A 21801-nucleotide genomic window follows, 5' to 3' on the forward strand; every position below is an offset into this window, starting at 1 on the left:
CTACCAGTTTAGGCAGGCAAGCCGGAATGTGACGTGCTTGTATTTCATCGATAATTTATCGATGAATTCATCATATCGAAATGAGACGAGGAGAAACAGTCAGGATTGACCCTAGGGGCGCAAGGGCCACTGCGACCGGCTGCACCATGGCCGGGCACCAAAGAAAAACGGCCGGGAAATCCCGGCCGTCTCTGCTCGATCAGTGTGCAACGCTGTCGTTCAGGCAAACCCCGCCTGATGCGCCTGCTGGTCAGCATGGTACGAACTGCGCACCATCGCCCCCACCGCAGCGTGGGTGAAGCCCATCTTGTAAGCCTCTTCCTCGAACATCTTGAAGGTGTCGGGATGGACGTAGCGCAGCACCGGCAGGTGGTGGTTCGACGGCGCCAGGTACTGGCCGATGGTCAGCATGTCGATATCGTGGGCGCGCATGTCGCGCATGACTTCGAGGATTTCCTCGTCGGTCTCGCCCAGGCCCACCATCAGGCCGGACTTGGTCGGCACGTTGGGGTTGCGGCGCTTGAATTCCTGCAGCAGCTTGAGCGAGTGCTCATAGTCCGCGCCCGGGCGGGCCTGCTTGTACAGGCGCGGCACGGTTTCCATGTTGTGGTTCATCACGTCCGGGGGGCACGCCTGCAGGATGTCCAGCGCCTTGTCCAGGCGGCCGCGGAAGTCGGGCACCAGCACTTCGATGCGGGTGGCGGGCGACAGCTCGCGCGTCTGCGAGATGCAGTCGACATAGTGCTGGGCGCCGCCGTCGCGCAGGTCGTCGCGGTCGACGCTGGTGATCACCACGTAGTTCAGCTTGAGCTGGGCGATGGTGCGGGCCAGGTTGCCCGGCTCGTTCACGTCGAGCGGATCGGGACGGCCGTGGCCGACGTCGCAGAACGGGCAGCGGCGCGTGCACTTGTCGCCCATGATCATGAAGGTGGCGGTGCCCTTGCCAAAGCATTCACCGATGTTGGGGCAGCTCGCTTCCTCGCACACCGTCACCAGGTTGTTGGCACGCAGGATGTCCTTGATCTCGTAGAAGCGTGAGCTGCCAGTGGCGGCCTTGACGCGGATCCAGTCCGGCTTCTTGAGCTTTTCGGCCGGCACGATCTTGATGGGGATGCGTGCGGTCTTGTCGGCCGACTTCTGCTTGCGGGTCGGGTCATACTGCTCCGCGGGGGACTGCGGGGCTTCGCTGGAAGTGGCGATCAGGGCGTCGCTCATACATTTCTCCGCACGCGCTCAGCGTGCATTTCGCTTTTGACTAGGAGGCCGGGGCCGTCTCACCCGGCTGCTTCGCTTCAGCCGGGGCGGCAGTTCCTTCGGCAGCCAGCGCACGGGCTTCGTGCGCTGCCAGCACCTCGCACAATGCTGCCGCCAGGCGCTGTGCGATTTCCGGTTGTTGTGCCGCGGTCACGGGCAAGGGGGCGCCGTTGGCATCCGCCGCCGCGAAGGTGGCGCCCGCGCTGGCCATGTCGACTGTTTCCAGCCCGGCATAGCCGCAGGGATTGATGCGCAGGAACGGCGACAGGTCCATCTGCACGTTGAGGCTGACGCCGTGGTAGCTGCAGCCGTTGCGGATCTTGAGGCCGAGCGCGGCAATCTTGGCGCCCTGGCGCGGCCCGTTGGACAAATAGATGCCGGGGGCGCCGGGCTTGCGTTCGGCTGCGAGATTATACGCCGCGAGCGTGTCCAGCACCGCCTGCTCGATGCCGTGCACGAGTTCGCGCACCATCAGGCGGCGGCGGCGCAGATCGAGCAGCAAATAGGCCACGACCTGGCCGGGACCGTGATATGTGATCTGCCCGCCACGATCGATCTGCACGACGGGAATCTGGTCGTCCGGGGCGAGCAGGTGCGCGGGGTCGCCCGCCTGGCCCAGGGTGTAGACCGGCGGATGCTCGACCAGCCAGACCTGGTCGGGCGTCTCGGGCGTGCGTGCGGCGGTGAAGGCGCGCATCGCGTCGAAACACGGCTGATAGTCCTCGCGGCCGCGTTCGATGACTTGAATCGGATGCATGGCGAGAGTGTAACGAAAAGGGCCGGCTTGCGCCGGCCCCGCCTCGGTCACTTCTGCTGCCCGCTCAGGGCGTGGTCCGGCGGGAATCGTCCGATGCGTCACGCGACCAGACCAGGCGCAGATGCCCGCGTCCGCGGTGTGATGCGGACGATGCCCCGCCGGGCTTCGGCTCAGGATGCGGTGACCTGGTCCTGGTTAGGCGTCCATTCGGTGCCTCGAACCAGACGGCGCAGGCTGCGATACACCAGGTGCGGCACATCAGCCAGCGCCAGCGCCGGACGACGCGCTTCCGCGATCAGGGCGAGGCGCACTGGTTGCGGCGCACGCGGGTCAACGCTCAGCACCACCTCGTCACCGGAGCGCAGCAGCAGGCTGCCGCCACAACGCAGCCAGTAGTCCTCCGAATCGTTCTCGCGGGTCAGCCATACGTCGGTGCCGCGGGCCTCTTCGACATGCAGGCGCTGGGCAGCATGCACCGACAGCGTGGTGACTTCGCCAGGATTCAGGGTGAACACGGTCGTTGTGAGCACGGTTTTCATGGTGGTTCTCCGTTCAGCCGGCCTCGGCGGGGATACGCCAGACACAGTACGAATTCGCGACGGGGCACCGGAACTGGCCCGGCAAGGGGACCAGGCCAGTTAAATCCTATGAATATCGCCGTGAAGTAAATGACTACTGCGGGGGCCGGTGATGGAATATTAGTGATTGCCCGACCACTATCAAAACGATATATTTTCTTTGTTCTTGTTAGACAAACTCACATACACACGACCGCCTGGAGACCACCATGGCCTGGAAAAGCGCCTGGGAAAAGGACCTGCCGCGCGGCTGGCACCGCGAGCTGCCGCGCCTGCCGGCGCTGACCGCGCTGCGCGCCTTCGAGGCCGCGGCGCGGCACGAGAGCTTTTCGCGCGCGGCCACGGAGCTGTTTGTCACGCACGGCGCGGTCAGCCACCAGATCCGCGCACTGGAAGACGAACTGGGCATGCCGCTGTTCGAGCGCCACGGCAAGCGCGTCGCGCTGACGCCGTCGGGGCGCCTCTATGCCGAGCGCGTGCGTGACGCGCTGCTGCAGATCGCCGATGCCACGCGCGCGCTGCAGGCCGGCAACCGCGACAAGCGCCTCACCATCAGCACCATGCCGTCGTTTGCCGCGCGCTGGCTGACGCCGCGCATCGGCAGCTTTATCGAGCGCCACCCGGAGCTGGATGTCGAGCTGCTGTCGTCGAACACGCTGGTCAACTTTGCGCACGAGGAAGTCGATATCGCGCTGCGCATGGGCAGCGGCGACTATCCCGGCCTGTACGTGGAACGGCTGCTGGACGATGTCTTCTTCCCGGTCTGCAGCCCCGGCTTCAATGGCGGCCGCCTGCCCGGGCGGCCGCAGGACATGGCGGGGCTGCCGCTGCTGCGCGGCGAGGGCGATCCGTGGAAGCCGTGGTTCGAGGCCGCCGGGCTGGGCTGGCCCGAGCCGCGCAAGGGCCTGCTGCTGGAAGATTCCTCGCTGCTGCTGCAGGCCGCGTCCGAAGGCCAGGGCATTGCGCTGATCCGCTCCTCGCTGGCCTACAACGACCTGCTGGCCGGGCGCGTGGTGCGGCTGTTCGATGTCAGCATCCCCTGTCCATGGCTGCTGTACTTCGTATGCGCGCCGGGCTCATTGAACCTGCCCAAGGTGCAGGCATTCCGCGGCTGGCTGCTGCCCGAGATCGAGCGCTTCCGTGAGGTGCTGGCGCAGTGGGAGTGAACTAGTCTTCCGGCGCTTCGCCGGAGTCAGCAGGATCGGCGGCTGCGTCCGCCGCCGGCGTGGCGCGCGCCCGGCCGGCCCGCGGATGGGCCTTGTCGTAGACCTTCGCCAGATGCTGGAAATCGAGCGCGGTATAGACCTGCGTGGTCGAGATGCTGGCATGGCCCAGCATCTCCTGCACCGCGCGCAGGTCGCCCGACGACTGCAGCACGTGGGTGGCAAACGAATGCCGCAGCATATGCGGATGCACATCGGCCGGCACGCCGGCGCGCAGCGCCTGCTGCTTGAGCCGCAACTGCACGGTGCGCATCGACAGGCGCCGCCCGCGCGGACCGAGGAACAGGGCGTGGGCATCTTCCGGCAAGGCGCCGGGGCGCAGCATCGTGTCGCGCACCGCCAGCCAGGCGCGCAGCGCCTCGATGGCCTTGCTGCCGACCGGCACCGAGCGCTGGCGCGAACCCTTGCCGGTCACGGTGACTTCCGCCCCGGCCAGGTCGAGCCAGCCGCTGGAGCGGTAGCCGTCGGCATCGGCATAGCGCAGGTCCAGCTGCACCAGCTCGGACAGCCGCAGCCCGCTTGAATAGAACAGCTCATGGACCGCATGGTCGCGCAGTGCCTGGGCATCCGTGCCGGCAGGATGCGCGACCAGTGCCACCGCATGTTCGACCGACAGGGCCTTGGGCAGCGCGTGGCCAGAGCGCGGCGCGCGCACGCCGTCGACCGGGTTCACCGTGACGCCATGGCCGTGGCGCGCCGCCCACTGGAAGAAGCCGCGCCAGGCCGACAAGGTGCGCGCGATGCTGGTGCCGACCAGCCCGGCGCCATGCAGCCGCGCGGCAAAGTTGCGGATATGGTGGGTCTGCAGTGCCAGCAGGGCCACGCCGGGCGCATAACGCGCCGCGTGCCCCTGCAGCACGCGCAGGTCGCGGCTGTAGCTGGTCAGCGTGTGCTCGGCCAGCTTGCGGCTGCCGCGCAGCCAGTCCAGGTAGCGTGTGACCAGCGGCTCGGGTGCCGGCGGCGGGCCGTCGCTGGCAGGAGCGATATCCGCAACCACGCTGCGGGGCGGCCGGCGTGCAGTCATGGCGTCAGGCGTGGGTCGCCGCGCCTCAGTCGCGCAGCCGGTGCAGCGCGGCGCCGGCGACTTCGCCGATCTGCGACAGGTAGGCGGTGCCCATGCCTTCGTGGAAACGGCGCGGATCGGGCGAGCCCAGCACCAGCAGGCCAAAGGCTGCGCCGCGCACGTCGGCACCGGCCTCGGCATCGCCGGCACGCACCGGCACGCGCAGCGTCACCATCGCCAGCGAGGTGATATCGTCGCGCTCCAGCAGCCCCGCGGCCTCGAAGCCGCCGTTGCTGCCGCAGTACGGCGCACGCAGGCCTTCGGCAAAGATGCGCAGGTCTTCGCTGGCGCCCTGCGCCACTTCCATATGGACGTATTGCTCGGCCACATCCCACAGCCTGAGCGCCACCGCCGGCACATCGAACACCTGCTGCAGGCCGTCCTGCACCGCATAGGGCAGCGCGTGCGAATCGGCCTCGGCCAGCAGGCGCAGCTGCCAGGCATGCATGCGCTGCTGGGTGCGGTCGTTGTCATGGCCGTGGCGGACCAGGTCCGCCAGGCGCAGCTCCAGGCCCTTGTTCTTCTCGCGCAGGATTTCCATCTGGCGTTCCTGCAGCGACACGGCGCGGTGGCTGTGCGGGCTGGTCAGCTGCACCGCGGCCAGCAGCTCGGCGTGTTCTTCGAAGAATTCGGGGTGGCTCTGCAGGTAGGCGGCAACGTCTTGGGCGTTCATGGGGCGTGGACCGGTAGAGGTAAAGTGGGTGGCAGTTTAGCAAAGGGGACCGGCGGCACAGCCGCGGCCCCCTTTTTACAGGCTGCGCTAGTGTCCTGTTCCGCAAGTAACTTGCCAAAATTTCATGGCAAGGTATTTGCAGAACAGGACACTAGGTCTGGATCAGCCGCTTCTGCCGCGAAATGCTCATCAGAATGCCGATGCCCGCGCCCAGCGTCACCAGCGCGGTGCCGCCATAGCTCATCAGCGGCAGCGGCACGCCCACCACTGGCAGGATGCCGCTGACCATGCCCATGTTGACGAAGGCATAGGTGAAGAAGATCAGCGTGATCGATCCCGCCAGCAGCCGCGAGAACAGCGTCGGCGCATTGGCCGCGATAAACAGGCCGCGGAAGATCAGCAGCAGGTACAGCACCAGCAGCACCGCATTGCCGATCAGGCCGAACTCTTCCGAGTACACCGCGAAGATAAAGTCGGTGTGCTTTTCCGGGATGAATTCCAGGTGCGTCTGCGTGCCCTTGAGCCAGCCCTTGCCTTCGACCCCGCCGGAGCCGATGGCAATGATCGACTGGATCGTGTGGAAGCCCTTGCCGAGCGGATCGCTGGTGGGGTCCAGCAGCGTGCAGACGCGGTGCTGCTGGTAGTCGTGCAGCACCGGCCAGTTCACGCCCGGCGCGCACATATCGTTCTGGAACGTGATCAGCAGCGTGATCGCTACCACCAGCAGCCCCAGCAGCGGCAGGATCAGCCGCCACGACAGGCCGGCGAAGTAGATCACGTACACGCCCGCGGCCATCACCAGCAGTGCCGTGCCCAGGTCAGGCTGCTTGGCGATCAGGCCGACCGGGATCAGCAGCAGCCCCAGCGCCACCACGAAGTCGAACCACCTGATCACGCCCTCGCGCTTCTGGAAATACCAGGCCAGCATCAGCGGCATCGAGATCTTCATGATCTCGGACGGCTGGATCACCATGCCGACATAGAGCCAGCGGCGCGCGCCCTTGCGGATCAGGCCGAACATGGCCACCGCGATCAGCAGCGCCACCCCGACCGTGTAGATCGGCACCGCCACCCGCATCAGCGTCTGCGTGGGCAGGTAGGCGATCACGATCATCACCACATAAGACAGCAGGATATTGCGCAGCTGGTCCTCGACCCGGCCCGGCATGTCAATGGCGGCCGAGTACAGCGCCACGATGCCGGTGGCGAACAGCAGGAAGACGATCAGCGAGAGTGGTTTGTCAAAACCGGTCAGCGCGGTCTTGATCAGGGACAGGACGCGGCGTCGATCCATGCGCGTCTCCTTCAGCGAGTGGCGTCGGCACCGCTGGCTGCCTTGGCAGCCACGGGCTTGACGCGTGGTTTGGGCGCGGGCGCCTTGGCCGGCACGACCGGCGCGGAAGCCGGCGGCGGCACCTTCGGCTTGCTGTGGCCCAGCGCCTGCAGCATGCGTTCATCCAGCGTCTGCACGGCCGAGGCCGGTGCGATCGCGGCCGGGTCCAGCGCCGCCGCGATCGCGTCAGACGCCCCGGCACGCGCGCCCGACGCCGCGGCGACCGCGCTGGCGGCCGCGCCGCTGGCCGGTGCGCTGCCGCTAGACATCACCGTGGCGCTGGCAATGCTGGCGGTCTGGCCGGTGGTGAACACGCTCGGCGTAGCCACCGGCGGGCGGCCCGCCATGCGCTCGGCTTCCGGCGGCGCGATCGCCTCCAGCTCCGCCGGCCATTTGCCGGTCAGGTAGTAATCCATCACCTTGCGCGCGATCGGCGCGGCCACCGCCGCGCCGAAGCCGGCGTTCTCGACGATCAGCGCAATCGCGATCCTGGGGTTGTCCGCGGGCGCGAAGGCCGTGTACAGCGAGTGGTCGCGCTTGCGCTCTTCGAGCGCATGGTGGTTGTACTTCTCGCCCTTGGCCAGGCTGTAGGTCTGCGCCGTGCCGGTCTTGCCCGCCGATTCATAGGCGGCGCCGGCGAACACGCGCGCGGCCGTGCCGGAATGCGTCACCGCCACCATGGCGCGCTTGATCACGTTGATGTCGGCCTGCTTGAGCGGGATCGTGTAGCTTTCCTTGGGCACGGTCAGCGTGCGCTTGCGCGTGACCGCGTCCTCCACGGCCTTGACCAGGTGGGGTTTCATCACCTTGCCGTCGTTGACGATGACCGAGGTGGCCTGCGCCAGCTGCAGGATGGTGAAGCTGTTGTAGCCCTGGCCGATGCCCAGCGAGATGGTCTCGCCGTCGTACCACCTCTGCTGCTCGGGCTTGCGGTAGGCGCGGCGCTTCCAGTCGGTGGACGGCAGGATGCCGCGGCTTTCGCCCTCGATGTCGATGCCCGTGATCTGGCCGAAGCCCAGCGGCTTCATGAAGTCATGGATGCCGTTGACGCCCATGTCGCGCGCCAGCGCGTAGTAGTAGGTGTCGCACGAGTGCACGATCGAGCTGTGCATGTCGACCCAGCCATGGCCGCCCGGCTTGTCGTCGCGGAAGGTATGGTTGCCCAGCGTGAAGAAGCCGGGGTCGGACATGCCCCAGGCCGCGGTGCGCTTGCCGGTGGTCAGCGCGGCCAGCGCCATGAACGGCTTGTAGGTCGAGCCCGGCGGGTAGGTGCCGCGCAGCGGGCGGTTCAGCAGTGGCTTGTCGGGCGAGTTGTTGAGCTCGTTCCAGGTATTGGTGTCGATGCCTTCGACGAACAGGTTGGGGTCGTAGGTCGGCTTGGAGACAAAGGCCAGGATGTCGCCGGTGGACGGCTCGATCGCCACCAGTGCGCCGCGGCGGTTGCCGTAGAGCGCCTCGGCCAGCTGCTGCAGGCGGATGTCCAGCGACAGGATCAGGTTGTTGCCAGGCGTGGCGGGTGAGGTCGACAGCGTGCGGATGGGGCGCCCGCCCGCGCTCACTTCCACTTCCTCGAAGCCGGTCAGGCCGTGCAGCTCGCTCTCGTAGCTCTGCTCCAGGCCGATCTTGCCGATGTAGTTGGTGCCCTTGTAGTTGTCGGCGTCCTTGCGCGGATCGTATTTGGCGCCGTCGGCATCGTTGGCCTCGTCCATGGCCTCGATGCGTTCCTGGTCGCGCTGCGAGATGCGGCCCAGGTAGCCGATCACATGCGAAGCCGACTCGCCCAGCGGGTACTGCCGGAACAGCCGCGCGCGCACATCCACGCCCGGGAAGCGGAAGCGCTGCGCTGAGAAGCGCGCCACTTCCTCGTCGCTCAGCTGGCTGCGGATCGGCAGGCTTTCAAAGCTGCGCGACTCTTCCATCAGCCGCTTGAAGCGGCGCCGGTCGCGCGGCTGGATATCCACCAGCGCCGACAGGCCTTCGATGGTGTTGTCCAGCGTATCGCCCAGCTTGGACGGCGTGATCTCCAGCGTGTAGGCGGAATAATTGCGCGCCAGCACGATCCCGTTGCGGTCCATGATGATGCCGCGGTTGGGCTCGATCGGCGCCACCGAGATGCGGTTGTCCTCGGCCTTGGCCGAGTACTGGTCATGCTTGTACCACTGCAGCCACAGGAAGCGCGTGAACAGCAGGCCAAAGCAGATCACCGTGAACAGGGCCGCGGCCGCCACGCGGATGCGGAAGCGGCCGATTTCCAGTTCGACGTTGCGGATTTCGGTCATGGTACTGCGTTGGCCAGGGATGAGCGTTTAGGTGCGGTCAGGTGCGTGCGGCGTCAGATCGGACGGGTCTCGTCGACATCGCTCGAACGGCGCTGCGGCGCCAGCAGCAGGCTGGTTGCCAGCGGCCACAGCAGCGCCTCGATCGCCGGTGCCAGCAGCAGTTGCCAGCCCGGCAGCGGCGCGCCCATGGCCAGCCGGATCAGCACCGGCACCGCGTGCACGATGAACAGCAGCGGCAGCACGTGCAGCGCCTGGGTATAGACGGTGAACCACAGCACGCGGCGGTGGATGGTGATGGCGAAGTAGGCCAGCAGGGTGTAGGCCAGCGCGTGCTCGCCCAGCAGCCGGGCATCGTGCACGTCCATCAGCAGGCCCAGCAGGAAGGCCACGCCCATACCCACCTTGCGCGGCTGGTGGATGTTCCAGAACACCAGCACCAGCGCCACCATGTCGGGGACCCACAGCGTGGTGCCCCAGGGCATCAGGTTGAACAGGAACGCCAGCACGAAGCTGAAGGCGATAAAGGCGGGATTGACCGGCCGCAGCAGGTATTGGGGATTGGTCACCGTGGTGCCTCCTTGGCGGGCGCGGCCTTGGCAGCCGCTGCGCTATCGGCGGCAGCGCGTGCCGCAGCGGACTTGGCGCCCTTGACCGGCGCCTCCGGCTTGGCCTCGACCGTTTCCCGCGCGGGAATGGCCGCGTCGTAGCGCACCACCAGCAGCAGGCGGTGCGCTCGCACGCCGGCCACCGGCTCGCAGTACACGCGCGAGAACGCGGTATCGGCCTTGCGCTCGATATGGACGATCTTTGCCACCGGCAGGCCCGGCGGGTAGGTGCCGTCCAGGCCCGAGGTCACCAGCAGGTCGCCCTGCTGCAGGTCGGCGGCGGCGGCCATGAAGCGCAGGTCCAGCTGGCCCGCGCGCGCGCCGCCGAAGGCCACGCTGCGCAGCCCGTTGCGCACCACCTGCACGGGGATGGCCTGGTCCTTGTCGGTGAGCAGCGTCACCTCGGACTGGAACGGCGACACGCGCGTGACCTGCCCCACCACGCCGCGCTCGTCGATCACCGGGTAGCCGGCGCGCAGGCCGTGCTGGCTACCCTTGTCGATCACGATGCGCTGGGTGTAGGGATCGCGCGCGTCATACAGGATCTCGGCGGCCGTTACCGGCGTGGCCGACTGCTGCGCCAGCCCGAGCAGCTTGCGCAGCTGGTTGTTCTCGGACTCCAGCTGCGCCTGGCGCACCGAGGCCTGGGCCTGCTGCACGGCGTTCTGGCGCAGTTCGCGGTTTTCGGTGGCGAGCATCGCCGACGACTGCGCATAGTCGAACATCGTGCGCAGCGCGTCGCGCGGCGTCAGCACCAGGCGTTCGACCGGCATCAGCACGGTGGCGGCAACCTGCCGGCCCACGCTGAGCGCGTCGAAACGGGCATCGACCACCAGCAGCGCCAGCGCGATACCCACGTACAGGACCAGCCTGGCGACAGCCGAGGTGCCTTGCTTGAAGAGCGGCGGAGGGGAGTAATCCATTTACCCGAACAAAGGCCGAAGCCCACGCGGAAACGCCCCGCCGCCCGCCGTGCCGCGCCCGGGTCCCTTGCGGGGACGGGAGCGGCAAGGCCGGGCGGCGGGAACTGCCAGGGCCTGGCCCCGGCGGATGAGGCGCCGCGACGCCGCCCTGATCGCTGGATCCGGCAGGCCGCGCATCGCCACGTGAGCGTCCTTCTTACTCGTAGGAGAAGATGCTGCCGAGCTTGTCCATGCGTTCCAGTGCCATGCCGGAGCCGCGCACCACGCAGGTCAGCGGGTCTTCGGCCACCAGCACCGGCAGGCCGGTTTCTTCCGCCAGCAGGCGGTCCAGGTCGCGCAGCAGCGCACCGCCGCCGGTCAGCATCATGCCGCGTTCGGCGATGTCGGCGCCCAGTTCGGGCGGGGTCTGTTCCAGTGCGATCTTCACCGCCGACACGATCTGGTTCAGCGGATCGGTCAGGGCTTCGAGGATTTCATTGGACGACACGGTGAAGGCGCGCGGGATGCCTTCGGACAGGTTGCGGCCCTTGACTTCCATCTCGCGGACTTCGGAGCCCGGGAAGGCCGAGCCGATTTCCTTCTTGATCGCTTCAGCGGTCTGTTCGCCGATCAGCATGCCGTAGTTGCGGCGGATGTAGTTGACGATGGCCTCGTCGAACTTGTCGCCGCCCACGCGCACCGAACCCTTGTAGACCATGCCGCCCAGCGAGATGATGCCCACCTCGGTGGTGCCGCCGCCGATATCCACCACCATCGAGCCCGACGGCTCGGACACCGGCAGGCCGGCGCCGATCGCGGCCGACATCGGCTCCTCGATCAGGTAGACCTGGCTGGCACCGGCGCCCAGCGCCGATTCGCGGATGGCGCGGCGCTCGACCTGGGTCGAGCCGCACGGCACGCAGATGATGATGCGCGGGCTCGGGCGCAGCAGCTTGCTGTCGTGCACCATCTTGATGAATTGCTTGAGCATCTGCTCGGTCACGGTGAAGTCGGCAATCACGCCGTCCTTCATCGGGCGGATCGCTTCGATATTGCCCGGCACCTTGCCCAGCATCTGCTTGGCTTCCTTGCCCACCGCCGTGATGGTCTTCTTGGCGTTGGGGCCGCCTTCCTGGCGGATCGCGACGACCGAGGGCTCGTCCAGCACGATGCCCTTGTCGCGCATGTAGATCAGCGTGTTGGCGGTGCCGAGGTCGATCGCCAGGTCGTTGGAGAAGTAGCTGCGGAGAAATCCGAACATCAGGAATCCTGTCTGTGGTGGTGTTCGCGGGTAGGCGAAGCGGCCGGCACCGCGAACGGCCCGGCCACGAAATACGTTGTGTTGAATACGGAATGGTTCCCGGCTTCCCGGTCCGCCCGCCGTCCGGCACGGGGCTGCCCGGGCCGGGATGGAATGGGAACGGCAATCGCCGGCGCACCGCGCGCGCCGGCCCTACGGGAACCTTTGATTAGACCCCGCGGAAAAGTTCGCGGAAATGTGCAGGCACCGGCGCACCATATCGAATCACTGCGACATGCGCTGGCCGGCTGCAGAGGCCTAATCAGAGGACCCAGGTCCGCCCTTCGGGCGCCTGAGGATGCCAGGCGCAGGCGCGCCTGCCAGCGGCCGGCTTGCGGCCATGTGGCGTAAGCGTTGCCAAGGGTCGGTAACTCGCAATGATACCTTATAATTCCTGCTGCTTCGGGCGTTTACAGCCTGAAAATACCTGTAATTCCGACGACTCCGGGGCGCCACTCCGGCGCCCCCGGTCAGGCCATGGGCCGTGCGACGCAGCCGCCCCATGAGCCAGCCGCCGGCGCAGCCCGTGCCCCCCGCATCCGAGCATCCGAACCACCACGCCATGGCCCTCGCTCTATCCGACGTCAAGCGCATCGCCCACCTGGCCCGCATCGAAACCAGCGATGACGAGGCCGCCCAGACGCTTGCGCAGCTGAACAACTTTTTCTCGCTGGTCGAGCAGATGCAGGCGGTCGACACCACCGGCATCGAGCCGCTGGCCCACCCGCTGTCTGCCGTGCGCGACATGGTCCAGCGCCTGCGCGAGGACGTGGTCACCGAATCCGACCGCCGCGCCGACTACCAGCGCCCCGCGCCTGCCACCGAAGACGGCCTGTACCTGGTGCCCAAGGTCATCGAATGACCGCCGCCCGGCCCGGACCCGACGCACCCGTGCATGCCTGTCCGGCGCCGGCCACCCGCCAGTACGCCACCCCTGATGCCAACCGACTGTCATGCCCTTTTCCGCTGATTCCGTGACCTCCCTGCGCCAGCTAGCCGATGCGCTGGCCGCGCGCTCCGTCTCCGCCGAGGAACTCGCACGCGAGTACCTGGCCCGCATCGAGCAGGCCGCCGCGCTCAACGCGTTTATCCACGTCGATGCCGAGCGGACCCTGGCGCAGGCGCGCGCCGCCGACGAGCGCCGCGCCTGCGGCGAGGCCGCGCCGCTGACCGGCGTGCCGATCGCGCACAAGGATGTGTTCGTCACGCGCGGCTGGCGTGCCACCGCCGGCTCGAAGATGCTGGCCAACTATGAAAGCCCGTTCGACGCCACCGTGGTCGAGCGCATGGCCGCGGCCGGCATGGTCACGCTGGGCAAGACCAATATGGACGAGTTCGCGATGGGCTCGTCCAACGAGAACTCGCATTTCGGCCCGGTGCGCAACCCCTGGGACACCAGCCGCGTGCCCGGCGGCTCGTCGGGCGGCTCGGCCGCGGCCGTGGCCGCCGGCCTGGCCCCCGCCGCCACCGGCACCGACACCGGCGGCTCGATCCGCCAGCCGTCGTCGTTCTCCGGCATCACCGGGATCAAGCCGACCTATGGCCGCGTGTCGCGCTACGGCATGATCGCCTTCGCCTCGTCGCTGGACCAGGCCGGCCCGATGGCCCATAGCGCCGAAGACTGCGCGCTGCTGCTCAACGCCATGGCCGGCTTCGACCCCAGGGACTCCACCAGCATCACACCCGCGCAGGGCGGCGTGGACGAGGACTACACCCGCCTGCTGGGCCAGCCGCGCGCCGGCGCCACTGCCGAGCGCCCGCTCGCCGGCCTGCGCATCGGCCTGCCGAAGGAATACTTCGGCAAGGGCCTGTCGGCCGACGTCGAGCAGGCCGTGCGCGCCGCGCTGGCCGAGTATGAAAAGCTGGGCGCCACGCTGGTCGAGGTGACGCTGCCCAAGACCGAGCTGTCGATCCCGGTGTACTACGTGATCGCGCCGGCCGAGGCCTCGTCCAACCTGTCGCGCTTTGACGGCGTGCGCTATGGCCACCGCGCGGCCGAATACCGCGACCTGCTCGACATGTACAAGAAGAGCCGCGCCGAAGGCTTCGGCGCCGAGGTCAAGCGCCGCATCATGGTCGGCACCTATGTGCTGTCGCATGGCTACTACGACGCCTACTACCTGCAGGCGCAGAAGATCCGCCGCATCATCGCCGACGACTTCCAGCGCGCCTTCGCCCAGTGCGACGTGATCATGGGGCCGGTGGCGCCGACGGTGGCGTGGAAGCTGGGCGAGAAGACCTCGGACCCGGTGCAGATGTACCTGGCCGACATCTTCACGCTGTCGACCAGCCTGGCCGGCCTGCCCGGCATGAGCGTGCCGTGCGGCTTCGGCGAGGCCGGCATGCCGGTGGGCCTGCAGCTGATCGGCAACTACTTCGACGAGGCGCGCCTGCTGCAGACCGCGCACGCGTTCCAGCAGGCGACCGACTGGCACCTGCGCCGTCCCGGCAAGGCATGAACATGACCGCGCGCTCCTCGCTGACCCTGCGCCTGATGGCCGCGGCCGCGCTCGCCGCGGCGGTGGCCGGCTGCATCCCGCTGCCGGGCGGGCTGGGCCGGCCCGCTCCAATCGCCAGCCGCGACATCGACCTGGCCGGCGACTGCCGCCGCACCGAGGAAGACGGCTTCCGCGAAGACGCCCAGCTGCGCGTGTCGGACAACAGCGTGCAGCAGCTGTCGTGGAAGCTGTGGGTAGGCAAGCGCGGCTCGTGCAGCTTCAACCTCGCTGACTTCCGCCAGGTCCAGAAGAAGCCGCATATCGAGCTGCGCGCCAATGACGGCAGCGGCTGCAAGCTGATGGTCTGGCAGGACCCGCGCCGCGTTACGCTGGCGCACGCCAACTGCCAGCAGCGCTGCACCCCCGGCATCTACGAAGAAGCCTGGCCCGTGATGTTCGAGCCAGGCAGCGGCGCCTGCGCCCGCACGCGCTGAAGCCACCGAAGCCGGCCATGACCCACGCACCCGCCACCCCGCAACGCCCGCCGCGCACCGCCCGTCCGGCGGTGGCGGTGCTGCGCGCCGCGGTGGCACTGGGGCTGGGCGCATGGCTGGCCGGCGCATCCGCGCATACACCGGAACTGCCCGCGCCCGCGCTGGCGCAGCCGGCGCCGCTGACGCCCGCCGGCGTGCTGGCGCCGAATGCGGTGAGCCGGGCCGCGCCAGGATCCGCGGCCACGGCACCCATGCCGGCGCAGCGTGTCCAGCTGCGCGGCGATGCGGCCACGCCCGCGCTCACCGCCTACTGGTTCCTGCCGCGCGAGGGCGCCACCCCGCGCGCGCTGCCGGTGGTGGTGGCGTTGCACGGCTGCGGCGGCCTGCTGTCCGCGCGCGCGCGCGCGGCGGGTGCCGCCGGAACCGCCCAGGCGGACGTTTCCGGACTGCTGCAGCAACGCTACCGCGAATACGCGCACTGGCTGAACGAGCGCGGCTATGCCGTGCTGATGCCCGACAGCTTCAGCGCGCGCGGCAGGCCCCACGGCATCTGCTCCGAACCCATCGACGCGCGCGGCATCGACGACCGTACGCGCCGCGCCGATGCGCTGGCCGCGCTGCGCTGGGTGGCGCAGCAGCCGGCGGTCGACACCGCGCGCATCGTGCTGCTGGGCTGGTCCAACGGCGCGCAGGCGGTGCTGGCCACCGTCGATGCCAGCCGCCCGTGGCCAGCCGGCACGCCCCAGGTGGAGCGCGCGGTGGCGTTCTACCCGGGCTGCAAGCGCGCCGTGCAGCAGCACAACTTCCGCCTGCGCGCGCCGATGCTGCTGATGATCGGCGGCGCCGACGACTGGACCCCCGCCACCCGCTGCGCCATGCTGCAGAGCGCGGTGCTGGCGCGCCAGCCGGGCGCGCGCTTCCGGCTGGAGATCTACCCGGGCGCCTATCACGGCTTCGACGGCACCAGCGAGCTGCATATGCGCCGCGACGTGCCGGCGGGCATGCGCAAGACCCAGGGCGTCACCGTCGGCGGCGATGCGGTGGCCCGCGTGGCCGCGCTGGCCCAGCTCGACTCATGGCTTGCCAGCCCCGACCCCTGACGGCCGGGGCAAGACCAGACTGAACCCGGGGCGGCTGCGCCGCTCCACCGCTACAGACAGAACCGAAAGAACCGAACAGGAATACCGCCATGCAATGGGAAGTGGTGATCGGCCTCGAAACGCACGCTCAGCTTTCGACGGCCTCCAAGATTTTTTCCGGCACCTCCACCGCCTTCGGGGCCGAGGCCAACACGCAGGCCTCGCCGGTGGACCTGGCGCTGCCGGGCGTGCTGCCGGTGCTCAACAAGGGCGCGGTCGAGCGCGCCATCCAGTTCGGCCTGGCGATCGGCGCCACCATCGCGCCGCGCAGCGTCTTTGCGCGCAAGAACTACTTCTACCCCGACCTGCCCAAGGGCTACCAGATCAGCCAGTATGAGATCCCGGTGGTACAGGGCGGCACCATCACCATCCAGGTCGAAGGCAAGAAGGGCGAGTTCTACGAAAAGACCGTCAACCTGACCCGCGCCCACCTGGAAGAAGACGCGGGCAAGTCCCTGCACGAAGACTTTGCCGGCATGACCGGCATCGACCTGAACCGCGCCGGCACCCCGCTGCTGGAAATCGTCACCGAGCCCGACATGCGCAGCGCCGCCGAAGCCGTGGCCTACGCCAAGGCGCTGCACTCGCTGGTGGTGTGGCTGGGCATCTGCGATGGCAACATGCAGGAAGGCAGCTTCCGCTGCGACGCCAACGTGTCGGTGCGCCCGCTCGGCCAGAAGGAATTCGGCACCCGCCGCGAGATCAAGAACCTGAACTCGTTCCGCTTCCTGCAGCAGGCCATCGAGTACGAAGTGCAGTGGCAGATCGCCGAGATCGAGGACGGCCGCAAGATCCAGCAGGCCACCGTGCTGTTCGACCCGGAAACGGGCGAAACGCGCGCCATGCGCACCAAGGAAGACGCGCACGATTACCGCTACTTCCCCGACCCCGACCTGATGCCGCTGGAAATCGACGCGAGCTGGGTCGAGCGCGTGCGCGGCGAGCTGCCGGAACTGCCGGCGGCGATGCAGGCGCGCTTTGTCTCGCAGTACGGCCTGTCGGCCTATGACGCCACCACGCTGACCGCGACCAAGGCCTTCGCCGCCTACTACGAGGCCGTGGTGGCCGACGCCGGCGCCGCCAACGCCAAGCCCGCGGCCAACTGGCTGATGGGCGACGTGGCCTCGCAGCTGAACCGCGAAGGCATCGCCATCGACGCCGCACCGGTCACGCCGGCGCAACTGGCCAGGCTGCTCGCGCGCATCGCCGACGGCACGGTATCGAACAACACCGCCAAGAAGGACGTGTTCCCGGCGATGTGGGCCGGCGAGCACGGCGGCGATGCCGACACCATCATCGCGGCCAAGGGGCTGAAGCAGATGTCCGACACCGGCGAGCTGGAGAAGATCATCGACGACGTGCTGGCCGCCAACGCCAAGTCGGTCGAGGAATTCCGCGCGGGCAAGGAGAAGGCGTTCAATGCGCTGGTCGGGCAGGCGATGAAGGCGACCAAGGGCAAGGCCAATCCGGCGCAGGTGAATGAGCTGCTGAAGAAAAAACTGGGGTAAGGGCTGGCTGACAGGGCCAGCGAACCGCTGCGGCAGGCGTATCCTACTGGCCTGCTCTAAAAGTCAGGAGATCCCCATGAGCTGGTCCGCCCATCAATACGTCGCCTTCGAAGACGAACGCACCCGCCCGGTCCGCGACCTGGTGGCTGCCATCCCCAATGAGATCGCGCGCAGCGCGGTGGATATCGGCTGCGGGCCGGGCAACTCCACCGAGGTGCTGCTGGCGCGCTATGCGGGGGCGTCGGTGACCGGGCTGGACAGCTCGCAGGACATGGTCGACGCGGCGCGCAAGCGCCTGCCCGAGGTGCAGTTCCGCGTGGCCGACATCGGCACCTGGGACGAGGCCGGGCCCTATGACGTGATCCTGGCCAATGCCGTGCTGCAGTGGCTGCCTGACCACGCCAGCCTGTTCCCGGCACTGGTATCCAGGCTCGCCCCCGGCGGCACGCTGGCCGTGCAGATGCCGGACAACCTGGAAGAACCCGCGCACCGGCTGATGCGCCAGGTGGCGGCGGAAGGCCCGTGGGCAGAAAAGCTCGCCGGCGCCAGCAAGGCCCGCGCCGAGCGCGCCCCGGCGCAGTGGTACTACGAGCTGCTGCGCCCGCTGTGCCAGCGCGTGGACGTATGGCTGACCACGTACCACCATCCGCTGGCGGGCGGCCCGGCCGCGGTGGTGGAGTGGTTCAAGGGCAGCGGCCTGCGCCCCTTCCTGCAGCCGCTGGACGAGGCCGAGCGCGCCGCCTACCTGGCGCGCTACCAGACCGAGATTGCCAAGGCGTACCCGGCGCTGCCGGACGGGTCGGTGCTGCTGCCGTTCCCGCGCCTGTTTATCGTCGCGACGCGCTGAGGCCCTGCGCCGGCTTGTGGCACACCGCTTCGATGTTGTGCCCGTCCGGGTCCAGCACGAAGGCGCCGTAGTAGTTGGGGTGGTAGTGCGCGCGGATGCCCGGCGCGCCGTTGTCGCGCCCGCCCGCGGCCAGCGCCGCGCGATGGAAGGCATCGACGGTCTCGCGGCTGTCCACGCGGAAGGCCACGTGCAGCGGCGGCTGGTTGGGCGTGCCGCGGTGGATCCAGAAGTCGGGTTGCCCCGGCGGGCCGAAGCCTGCGACATCGGTGCTGCCGGTGACGCTGGCCGGGAATTCCTTGTCCAGCACATAGCCGATGGCGCCCAGCGCCGCCTGGTAGAAGGCACGGCTCTTGCCGTAGTCGCTGACGCTTACGCCGGTGTGGTCGATCATGGGTCGCTTCCTTTCAACGGTGGGAGGGGGCTCAGGCCAGGTCCAGCACGCTCATGGTGGCGTTCAGGCGGCTGACCAGCACCGATTCACCGTGGAGGTCGGCAAAGACATCCGCCTCCACCACGATGATCGAACGGCCGGACTTGAGCACATCGGCACGGCAGCGCAGCCGTTCGCTGCGCACGGCCCTGAGCAGGTTGATCTTGAACTCCGCGGTGACCACGTGCTGGCCTGCCTCCAGGATGGTGGATGCCGCCGCGCCCGCGGTGTGGTCCGCGATGGTGGCCTGCACGCCCGCATGGACGATGCCGCCGTGCTGCAGGTGGCGCGGCGCAATGGCCAGCGTGGATTCGCACCAGCCGGGCCCGCAGTCCGCCAGCGTGATGCCGACATCGTTGACAAAGGCGGCCTGGCGAAAGCCCGCCTCGATGGTGTCGCGCAGCAGAAGCCGTTCCTGTTCAGTGGTCATGGCTGTTCCTTGTCGGGTCCCTGCATCACCGGGATGTGCGCATTGCAGCGTGAAGGCGCGGGGCTGTCAACCATCCATGCGCCTGTTACGCCGCGCGGAAGCGGGCCGGCGTGCTGTCGCCTACACTGGAAGCATCCGCGACCCGCGTGCGCGCCTGAGCGCATGCAGCCCGCAATGATCGCCGACACCCATCCCCCCACACTGCGCCGCAAGACGCGCCCCGCCGCGGCCTTTGCCGCGCTGACGCAGGCAAGCCTGGCGCGCATCGAAGCGAGCCTGGCCCAGTTGCTGCGCCGCGACGAGCCCGAAGACCTGCACGCGCTGCGCGTGGCGGTGCGCCATGCGCGCGCGGTGCTGTGGGCGCTGGGGCCGTCGTTGCCGCGGCAGGAGCGCGATCGCTGGAAGCATGACCTGCGCATGCTGGCGCGCGCCACCAGCGACGTGCGCGACTGGGATGTATTCCTGGCCGAAACCATTGCACCGGCGCGCAAACTGGAACCTGACGATACCGTGCTGTCGGCCATCGCCGATACCGCCCGGGAGCGCCGCGACACCGCGCGGCAAACCATGCTGGCGGCCCTGGCCGGCTACCGTGACTGGCCGCTGCCCGCGCTGCATCGCGACCTGGCGCACCTGGCCCACCTGGCCGCCCGCGCCCGTGACGATGGCCGCCTCGGGCCCCTTGCGCGCAAGCGCGTGCGCCGCGGCCGCAAGCGCCTGCGCGCGCTGGCAAAGGCTGCACGCCGCGGCGATCCCCGCGCGGTGCATGAGCAGCGCATCGCCGGCAAGCGACTGCGCTATGTGATCGAGGCATTCGAGCCGGTGCTGCCCTCCCGCTACACCAGGGACCTGCATCGCAAGCTGGTCAAAGGGCAGGCGAAGCTCGGCCGCTTTGTCGACGGCATCGTCGCGCGCCGGCTGCTGGCCGAATGCCTGCAGGCGCAGGCAATGCCGGACGAGGCGCCGCGGCCGCTGCCCGGCGCCGGCTGAACACCCCGCCCGCCACGGCGGCCTGCCCACCGCGTGCCACGCCAACTGCACCCGATCTGCGACAATACCGCCATGACTGCTCCCCAGGTTCCCATTGCCGCCATCGCCACCGCGCCCGGACGCGGCGGCATCGGCGTGGTGCGTGTGTCGGGCCCCGATGTCGGCCCGGTGATGCGCGCCGTCTGCGGCCAGGCGCTGAAGCCGCGCCACGCCACCTACCTGCCGTTCCTCGATGGCCATGGCAAGGTCATCGACCACGGCCTGGCGCTGTATTTCCCGGCGCCCAATTCCTATACCGGCGAGGAAGTGCTCGAGCTGCAGGGCCACGGCGGCCCGGTGGTGATGCAGATGCTGCTGACACGCTGCCTGCAAGCGGGCGACGGCATCGGCCTGCGCCTGGCAGAGCCCGGCGAGTTCACGCGGCGCGCCTTCCTCAACGACAAGCTCGACCTGGCCCAGGCCGAGGCCGTGGCCGACCTGATCGAAGCCAGCACCGAGGCCGCGGCGCGCTCGGCGGCGCGTTCAATGGAGGGCGAATTCTCCAACGCTATCCGCCAGCTTGTGGATAAGGTCATCCACCTGCGCATGCTGGTCGAAGCCACGCTGGACTTCCCCGAAGAAGAGATCGATTTCCTGGAGCAGTCCGACGCGCGCGGCCAGCTTGCCACCATCCGCACCGAACTTGGCGGCGTGCTGGCGCAGGCGCGCCAGGGCGCGCTGCTGCGCGAGGGCCTGTCGGTGGTGCTGGCGGGCCAGCCCAACGTGGGCAAGTCGTCGCTGCTGAACGCGCTGGCCGGCGCGGAGCTGGCCATCGTCACGCCCATCGCCGGCACCACGCGCGACCGCGTGCGCGAGACCATCCAGATCGACGGCATCCCGCTGCATATCATCGACACCGCCGGCCTGCGCGAGCACGCCGCCGACGAAGTCGAGCGCATCGGCATCGAACGCACCTGGGACGCCATCCGCCGCGCCGACATCGTGCTGCACCTGGTCGACGCCACCGACTACCTGCGCCATGGCCTGTCGGAGACTGACGACGCCATCGACGACCAGCTCAGCGGCCAGCTGCCGCCGGGCTCGCCGATCGTGCGCATCGTCAACAAGATCGACAAGGCGCCCGCGGTCGGCGATGTCATCTTCGGCGGCAACCGCCCGCACGTGGTCGCCGCCAACGGCCCCAACCCGACCGAGATCTGGATCTCGGCGCGCACCGGAGCCGGCATTGAACTGCTGCGCCGCGAGCTGCTGCGGCTGGTGGGCTGGCAGTCAGGCAATGAAGGCAACTTCCTGGCGCGCGAGCGGCACCTGACGGCGCTGCGGAATGCGCAATCGCACCTGGATATCGCAGCCGAGCAGGCCGAGCACCAGGCGCAGGCGCTGGACCTGTTTGCCGAAGAGCTGCGGCTGGCGCAGGATTGCCTGAACAGCATTACGGGTGAGTTCACCAGTGATGATCTGCTGGGGACGATCTTTACGCGGTTCTGCATCGGCAAGTGATACCCGCAGGCGCAGCCCCATGTCGCTGCGCGGAAAGACACCGGAAAGTAAACTGCAA

The 21801-nt window shown here is 68.6% G+C and carries 21 protein-coding genes; 9 read left to right on the forward strand and 12 right to left on the reverse strand.

Annotation, left to right across the window (positions count from 1 at the left end; all coding sequences use genetic code 11):
• Positions 1 to 219 precede the first annotated feature (219 nt).
• The 3 genes from lipA to AC3WVS_RS25210 form a co-directional block, all read right to left on the reverse strand.
• Positions 220 to 1215, reverse strand: coding sequence for a lipoyl synthase (gene lipA / locus AC3WVS_RS25200; RefSeq protein ID WP_010811489.1), 996 nt, complete (start codon positions 1213 to 1215; stop codon positions 220 to 222).
• A gap of 40 nt (positions 1216 to 1255) precedes the next feature.
• Positions 1256 to 2011 (reverse strand): lipoyl(octanoyl) transferase LipB, encoded by a 756-nt coding sequence (lipB, locus tag AC3WVS_RS25205; RefSeq protein ID WP_492320817.1) that lies wholly within the window; start codon positions 2009 to 2011, stop codon positions 1256 to 1258.
• Positions 2012 to 2181: 170 nt separating this feature from the next.
• Positions 2182 to 2550 (reverse strand): DUF2917 domain-containing protein, encoded by a 369-nt coding sequence (locus AC3WVS_RS25210; RefSeq protein WP_492320792.1) that lies wholly within the window; start codon positions 2548 to 2550, stop codon positions 2182 to 2184.
• A gap of 248 nt (positions 2551 to 2798) precedes the next feature.
• On the opposite strand from AC3WVS_RS25210, the gene AC3WVS_RS25215 reads away from it, so the two are divergent.
• Positions 2799 to 3755, forward strand: a complete 957-nt coding sequence (locus AC3WVS_RS25215) for a transcriptional regulator GcvA (protein WP_492320793.1) — start codon at positions 2799 to 2801, stop codon at positions 3753 to 3755.
• Position 3756: 1 nt separating this feature from the next.
• On the opposite strand, the gene AC3WVS_RS25220 is transcribed toward AC3WVS_RS25215, so the two are convergent.
• The 7 genes from AC3WVS_RS25220 to AC3WVS_RS25250 all read right to left on the reverse strand — a co-directional run bounded on the left by AC3WVS_RS25220 (position 3757) and on the right by AC3WVS_RS25250 (position 11928).
• On the reverse strand, positions 3757 to 4836 hold the full coding sequence (locus tag AC3WVS_RS25220) for a tyrosine recombinase XerC (RefSeq protein ID WP_492320794.1): 1080 nt from the start codon (positions 4834 to 4836) through the stop codon (positions 3757 to 3759).
• A 25-nt stretch (positions 4837 to 4861) separates the two neighbouring features.
• Positions 4862 to 5548 carry a DUF484 family protein gene (locus AC3WVS_RS25225; protein ID WP_010811484.1) on the reverse strand — a complete coding sequence of 229 codons (687 nt, stop codon included), beginning with the start codon at positions 5546 to 5548 and terminating at the stop codon, positions 4862 to 4864.
• 151 nt (positions 5549 to 5699) lie between these two features.
• Positions 5700 to 6842, reverse strand: a complete 1143-nt coding sequence (gene rodA, locus AC3WVS_RS25230) for a rod shape-determining protein RodA (protein WP_492320795.1) — start codon at positions 6840 to 6842, stop codon at positions 5700 to 5702.
• Between the two features lie 11 nt (positions 6843 to 6853).
• The gene (gene mrdA / locus AC3WVS_RS25235) at positions 6854 to 9160 is read right to left on the reverse strand and encodes a penicillin-binding protein 2 (protein WP_492320796.1); all 2307 of its coding nucleotides are present in this window, start codon (positions 9158 to 9160) and stop codon (positions 6854 to 6856) included.
• A 53-nt stretch (positions 9161 to 9213) separates the two neighbouring features.
• A complete protein-coding gene (gene mreD, locus AC3WVS_RS25240) occupies positions 9214 to 9726 on the reverse strand; it encodes a rod shape-determining protein MreD (RefSeq protein ID WP_114136035.1) in 513 nt (170 codons plus the stop codon).
• Positions 9723 to 10688 carry a rod shape-determining protein MreC gene (gene mreC / locus AC3WVS_RS25245; RefSeq protein ID WP_010811480.1) on the reverse strand — a complete coding sequence of 322 codons (966 nt, stop codon included), beginning with the start codon at positions 10686 to 10688 and terminating at the stop codon, positions 9723 to 9725. Before mreC ends, mreD begins: the two co-directional genes overlap by 4 nt.
• A 196-nt stretch (positions 10689 to 10884) precedes the next feature.
• The gene (locus tag AC3WVS_RS25250) at positions 10885 to 11928 is read right to left on the reverse strand and encodes a rod shape-determining protein (protein WP_008648066.1); all 1044 of its coding nucleotides are present in this window, start codon (positions 11926 to 11928) and stop codon (positions 10885 to 10887) included.
• Positions 11929 to 12529: 601 nt separating this feature from the next.
• Here AC3WVS_RS25250 and gatC point away from each other — a divergent pair.
• The 6 genes from gatC (at position 12530) to tam (ending at position 18393) form a co-directional block, all read left to right on the forward strand.
• Positions 12530 to 12829 (forward strand): Asp-tRNA(Asn)/Glu-tRNA(Gln) amidotransferase subunit GatC, encoded by a 300-nt coding sequence (gatC, locus tag AC3WVS_RS25255; protein ID WP_035819367.1) that lies wholly within the window; start codon positions 12530 to 12532, stop codon positions 12827 to 12829.
• A gap of 91 nt (positions 12830 to 12920) precedes the next feature.
• Positions 12921 to 14426, forward strand: a complete 1506-nt coding sequence (gene gatA / locus AC3WVS_RS25260; protein ID WP_492320797.1) for an Asp-tRNA(Asn)/Glu-tRNA(Gln) amidotransferase subunit GatA — start codon at positions 12921 to 12923, stop codon at positions 14424 to 14426.
• On the forward strand, positions 14423 to 14899 hold the full coding sequence (locus tag AC3WVS_RS25265) for a hypothetical protein (protein WP_035827481.1): 477 nt from the start codon (positions 14423 to 14425) through the stop codon (positions 14897 to 14899). The genes gatA and AC3WVS_RS25265 overlap by 4 nt, the downstream gene beginning before the upstream one ends.
• A 17-nt stretch (positions 14900 to 14916) precedes the next feature.
• On the forward strand, positions 14917 to 15999 hold the full coding sequence (locus AC3WVS_RS25270) for a dienelactone hydrolase family protein (RefSeq protein ID WP_492320798.1): 1083 nt from the start codon (positions 14917 to 14919) through the stop codon (positions 15997 to 15999).
• Between the two features lie 89 nt (positions 16000 to 16088).
• The gene (gatB, locus tag AC3WVS_RS25275) at positions 16089 to 17546 is read left to right on the forward strand and encodes an Asp-tRNA(Asn)/Glu-tRNA(Gln) amidotransferase subunit GatB (RefSeq protein WP_492320799.1); all 1458 of its coding nucleotides are present in this window, start codon (positions 16089 to 16091) and stop codon (positions 17544 to 17546) included.
• A gap of 76 nt (positions 17547 to 17622) precedes the next feature.
• Positions 17623 to 18393, forward strand: coding sequence for a trans-aconitate 2-methyltransferase (gene tam, locus AC3WVS_RS25280; protein WP_492320800.1), 771 nt, complete (start codon positions 17623 to 17625; stop codon positions 18391 to 18393).
• On the opposite strand, the gene AC3WVS_RS25285 is transcribed toward tam, so the two are convergent.
• Together AC3WVS_RS25285 and AC3WVS_RS25290 are read right to left on the reverse strand one after the other, a co-directional pair.
• Positions 18374 to 18784, reverse strand: coding sequence for a VOC family protein (locus tag AC3WVS_RS25285; protein WP_492320801.1), 411 nt, complete (start codon positions 18782 to 18784; stop codon positions 18374 to 18376). The genes tam and AC3WVS_RS25285 overlap by 20 nt on opposite strands.
• 31 nt (positions 18785 to 18815) lie before the next feature.
• Positions 18816 to 19253: a PaaI family thioesterase gene (locus AC3WVS_RS25290; protein ID WP_492320802.1), complete on the reverse strand. Its 438-nt coding sequence runs from the start codon at positions 19251 to 19253 to the stop codon at positions 18816 to 18818.
• Between the two features lie 174 nt (positions 19254 to 19427).
• Here AC3WVS_RS25290 and AC3WVS_RS25295 point away from each other — a divergent pair, with 174 nt between their 5' ends.
• Positions 19428 to 20243 (forward strand): CHAD domain-containing protein, encoded by an 816-nt coding sequence (locus AC3WVS_RS25295; protein WP_492320803.1) that lies wholly within the window; start codon positions 19428 to 19430, stop codon positions 20241 to 20243.
• A 72-nt stretch (positions 20244 to 20315) separates the two neighbouring features.
• Complete coding sequence (gene mnmE / locus AC3WVS_RS25300; protein WP_492320804.1) at positions 20316 to 21743, forward strand: tRNA uridine-5-carboxymethylaminomethyl(34) synthesis GTPase MnmE; 1428 nt, start codon at positions 20316 to 20318, stop codon at positions 21741 to 21743.
• Positions 21744 to 21801 lie beyond the last annotated feature (58 nt).

The organism is Cupriavidus sp. CPT47-8839-RL05A, from assembly GCF_058792255.1.

Bases quoted from the DNA above. Each gene is read 5' to 3' on its own strand.
- gatC (WP_035819367.1), top strand. From the start codon at position 12,530: ATGGCCCTCGCTCTATCCGACGTCAAGCGCATCGCCCACCTGGCCCGC.
- rodA (WP_492320795.1), bottom strand. From the start codon at position 6,842: ATGGATCGACGCCGCGTCCTGTCCCTGATCAAGACCGCGCTGACCGGT.
- AC3WVS_RS25210 (WP_492320792.1), bottom strand. From the start codon at position 2,550: ATGAAAACCGTGCTCACAACGACCGTGTTCACCCTGAATCCTGGCGAA.
- AC3WVS_RS25265 (WP_035827481.1), top strand. From the start codon at position 14,423: ATGAACATGACCGCGCGCTCCTCGCTGACCCTGCGCCTGATGGCCGCG.
- AC3WVS_RS25250 (WP_008648066.1), bottom strand. From the start codon at position 11,928: ATGTTCGGATTTCTCCGCAGCTACTTCTCCAACGACCTGGCGATCGAC.
- mrdA (WP_492320796.1), bottom strand. From the start codon at position 9,160: ATGACCGAAATCCGCAACGTCGAACTGGAAATCGGCCGCTTCCGCATC.
- lipA (WP_010811489.1), bottom strand. From the start codon at position 1,215: ATGAGCGACGCCCTGATCGCCACTTCCAGCGAAGCCCCGCAGTCCCCC.
- mnmE (WP_492320804.1), top strand. From the start codon at position 20,316: ATGACTGCTCCCCAGGTTCCCATTGCCGCCATCGCCACCGCGCCCGGA.
- AC3WVS_RS25295 (WP_492320803.1), top strand. From the start codon at position 19,428: ATGATCGCCGACACCCATCCCCCCACACTGCGCCGCAAGACGCGCCCC.
- AC3WVS_RS25215 (WP_492320793.1), top strand. From the start codon at position 2,799: ATGGCCTGGAAAAGCGCCTGGGAAAAGGACCTGCCGCGCGGCTGGCAC.
- tam (WP_492320800.1), top strand. From the start codon at position 17,623: ATGAGCTGGTCCGCCCATCAATACGTCGCCTTCGAAGACGAACGCACC.
- lipB (WP_492320817.1), bottom strand. From the start codon at position 2,011: ATGCATCCGATTCAAGTCATCGAACGCGGCCGCGAGGACTATCAGCCG.
- AC3WVS_RS25220 (WP_492320794.1), bottom strand. From the start codon at position 4,836: ATGACTGCACGCCGGCCGCCCCGCAGCGTGGTTGCGGATATCGCTCCT.
- gatA (WP_492320797.1), top strand. From the start codon at position 12,921: ATGCCCTTTTCCGCTGATTCCGTGACCTCCCTGCGCCAGCTAGCCGAT.
- AC3WVS_RS25285 (WP_492320801.1), bottom strand. From the start codon at position 18,784: ATGATCGACCACACCGGCGTAAGCGTCAGCGACTACGGCAAGAGCCGT.
- gatB (WP_492320799.1), top strand. From the start codon at position 16,089: ATGCAATGGGAAGTGGTGATCGGCCTCGAAACGCACGCTCAGCTTTCG.
- AC3WVS_RS25270 (WP_492320798.1), top strand. From the start codon at position 14,917: ATGACCCACGCACCCGCCACCCCGCAACGCCCGCCGCGCACCGCCCGT.
- AC3WVS_RS25225 (WP_010811484.1), bottom strand. From the start codon at position 5,548: ATGAACGCCCAAGACGTTGCCGCCTACCTGCAGAGCCACCCCGAATTC.
- AC3WVS_RS25290 (WP_492320802.1), bottom strand. From the start codon at position 19,253: ATGACCACTGAACAGGAACGGCTTCTGCTGCGCGACACCATCGAGGCG.
- mreC (WP_010811480.1), bottom strand. From the start codon at position 10,688: ATGGATTACTCCCCTCCGCCGCTCTTCAAGCAAGGCACCTCGGCTGTC.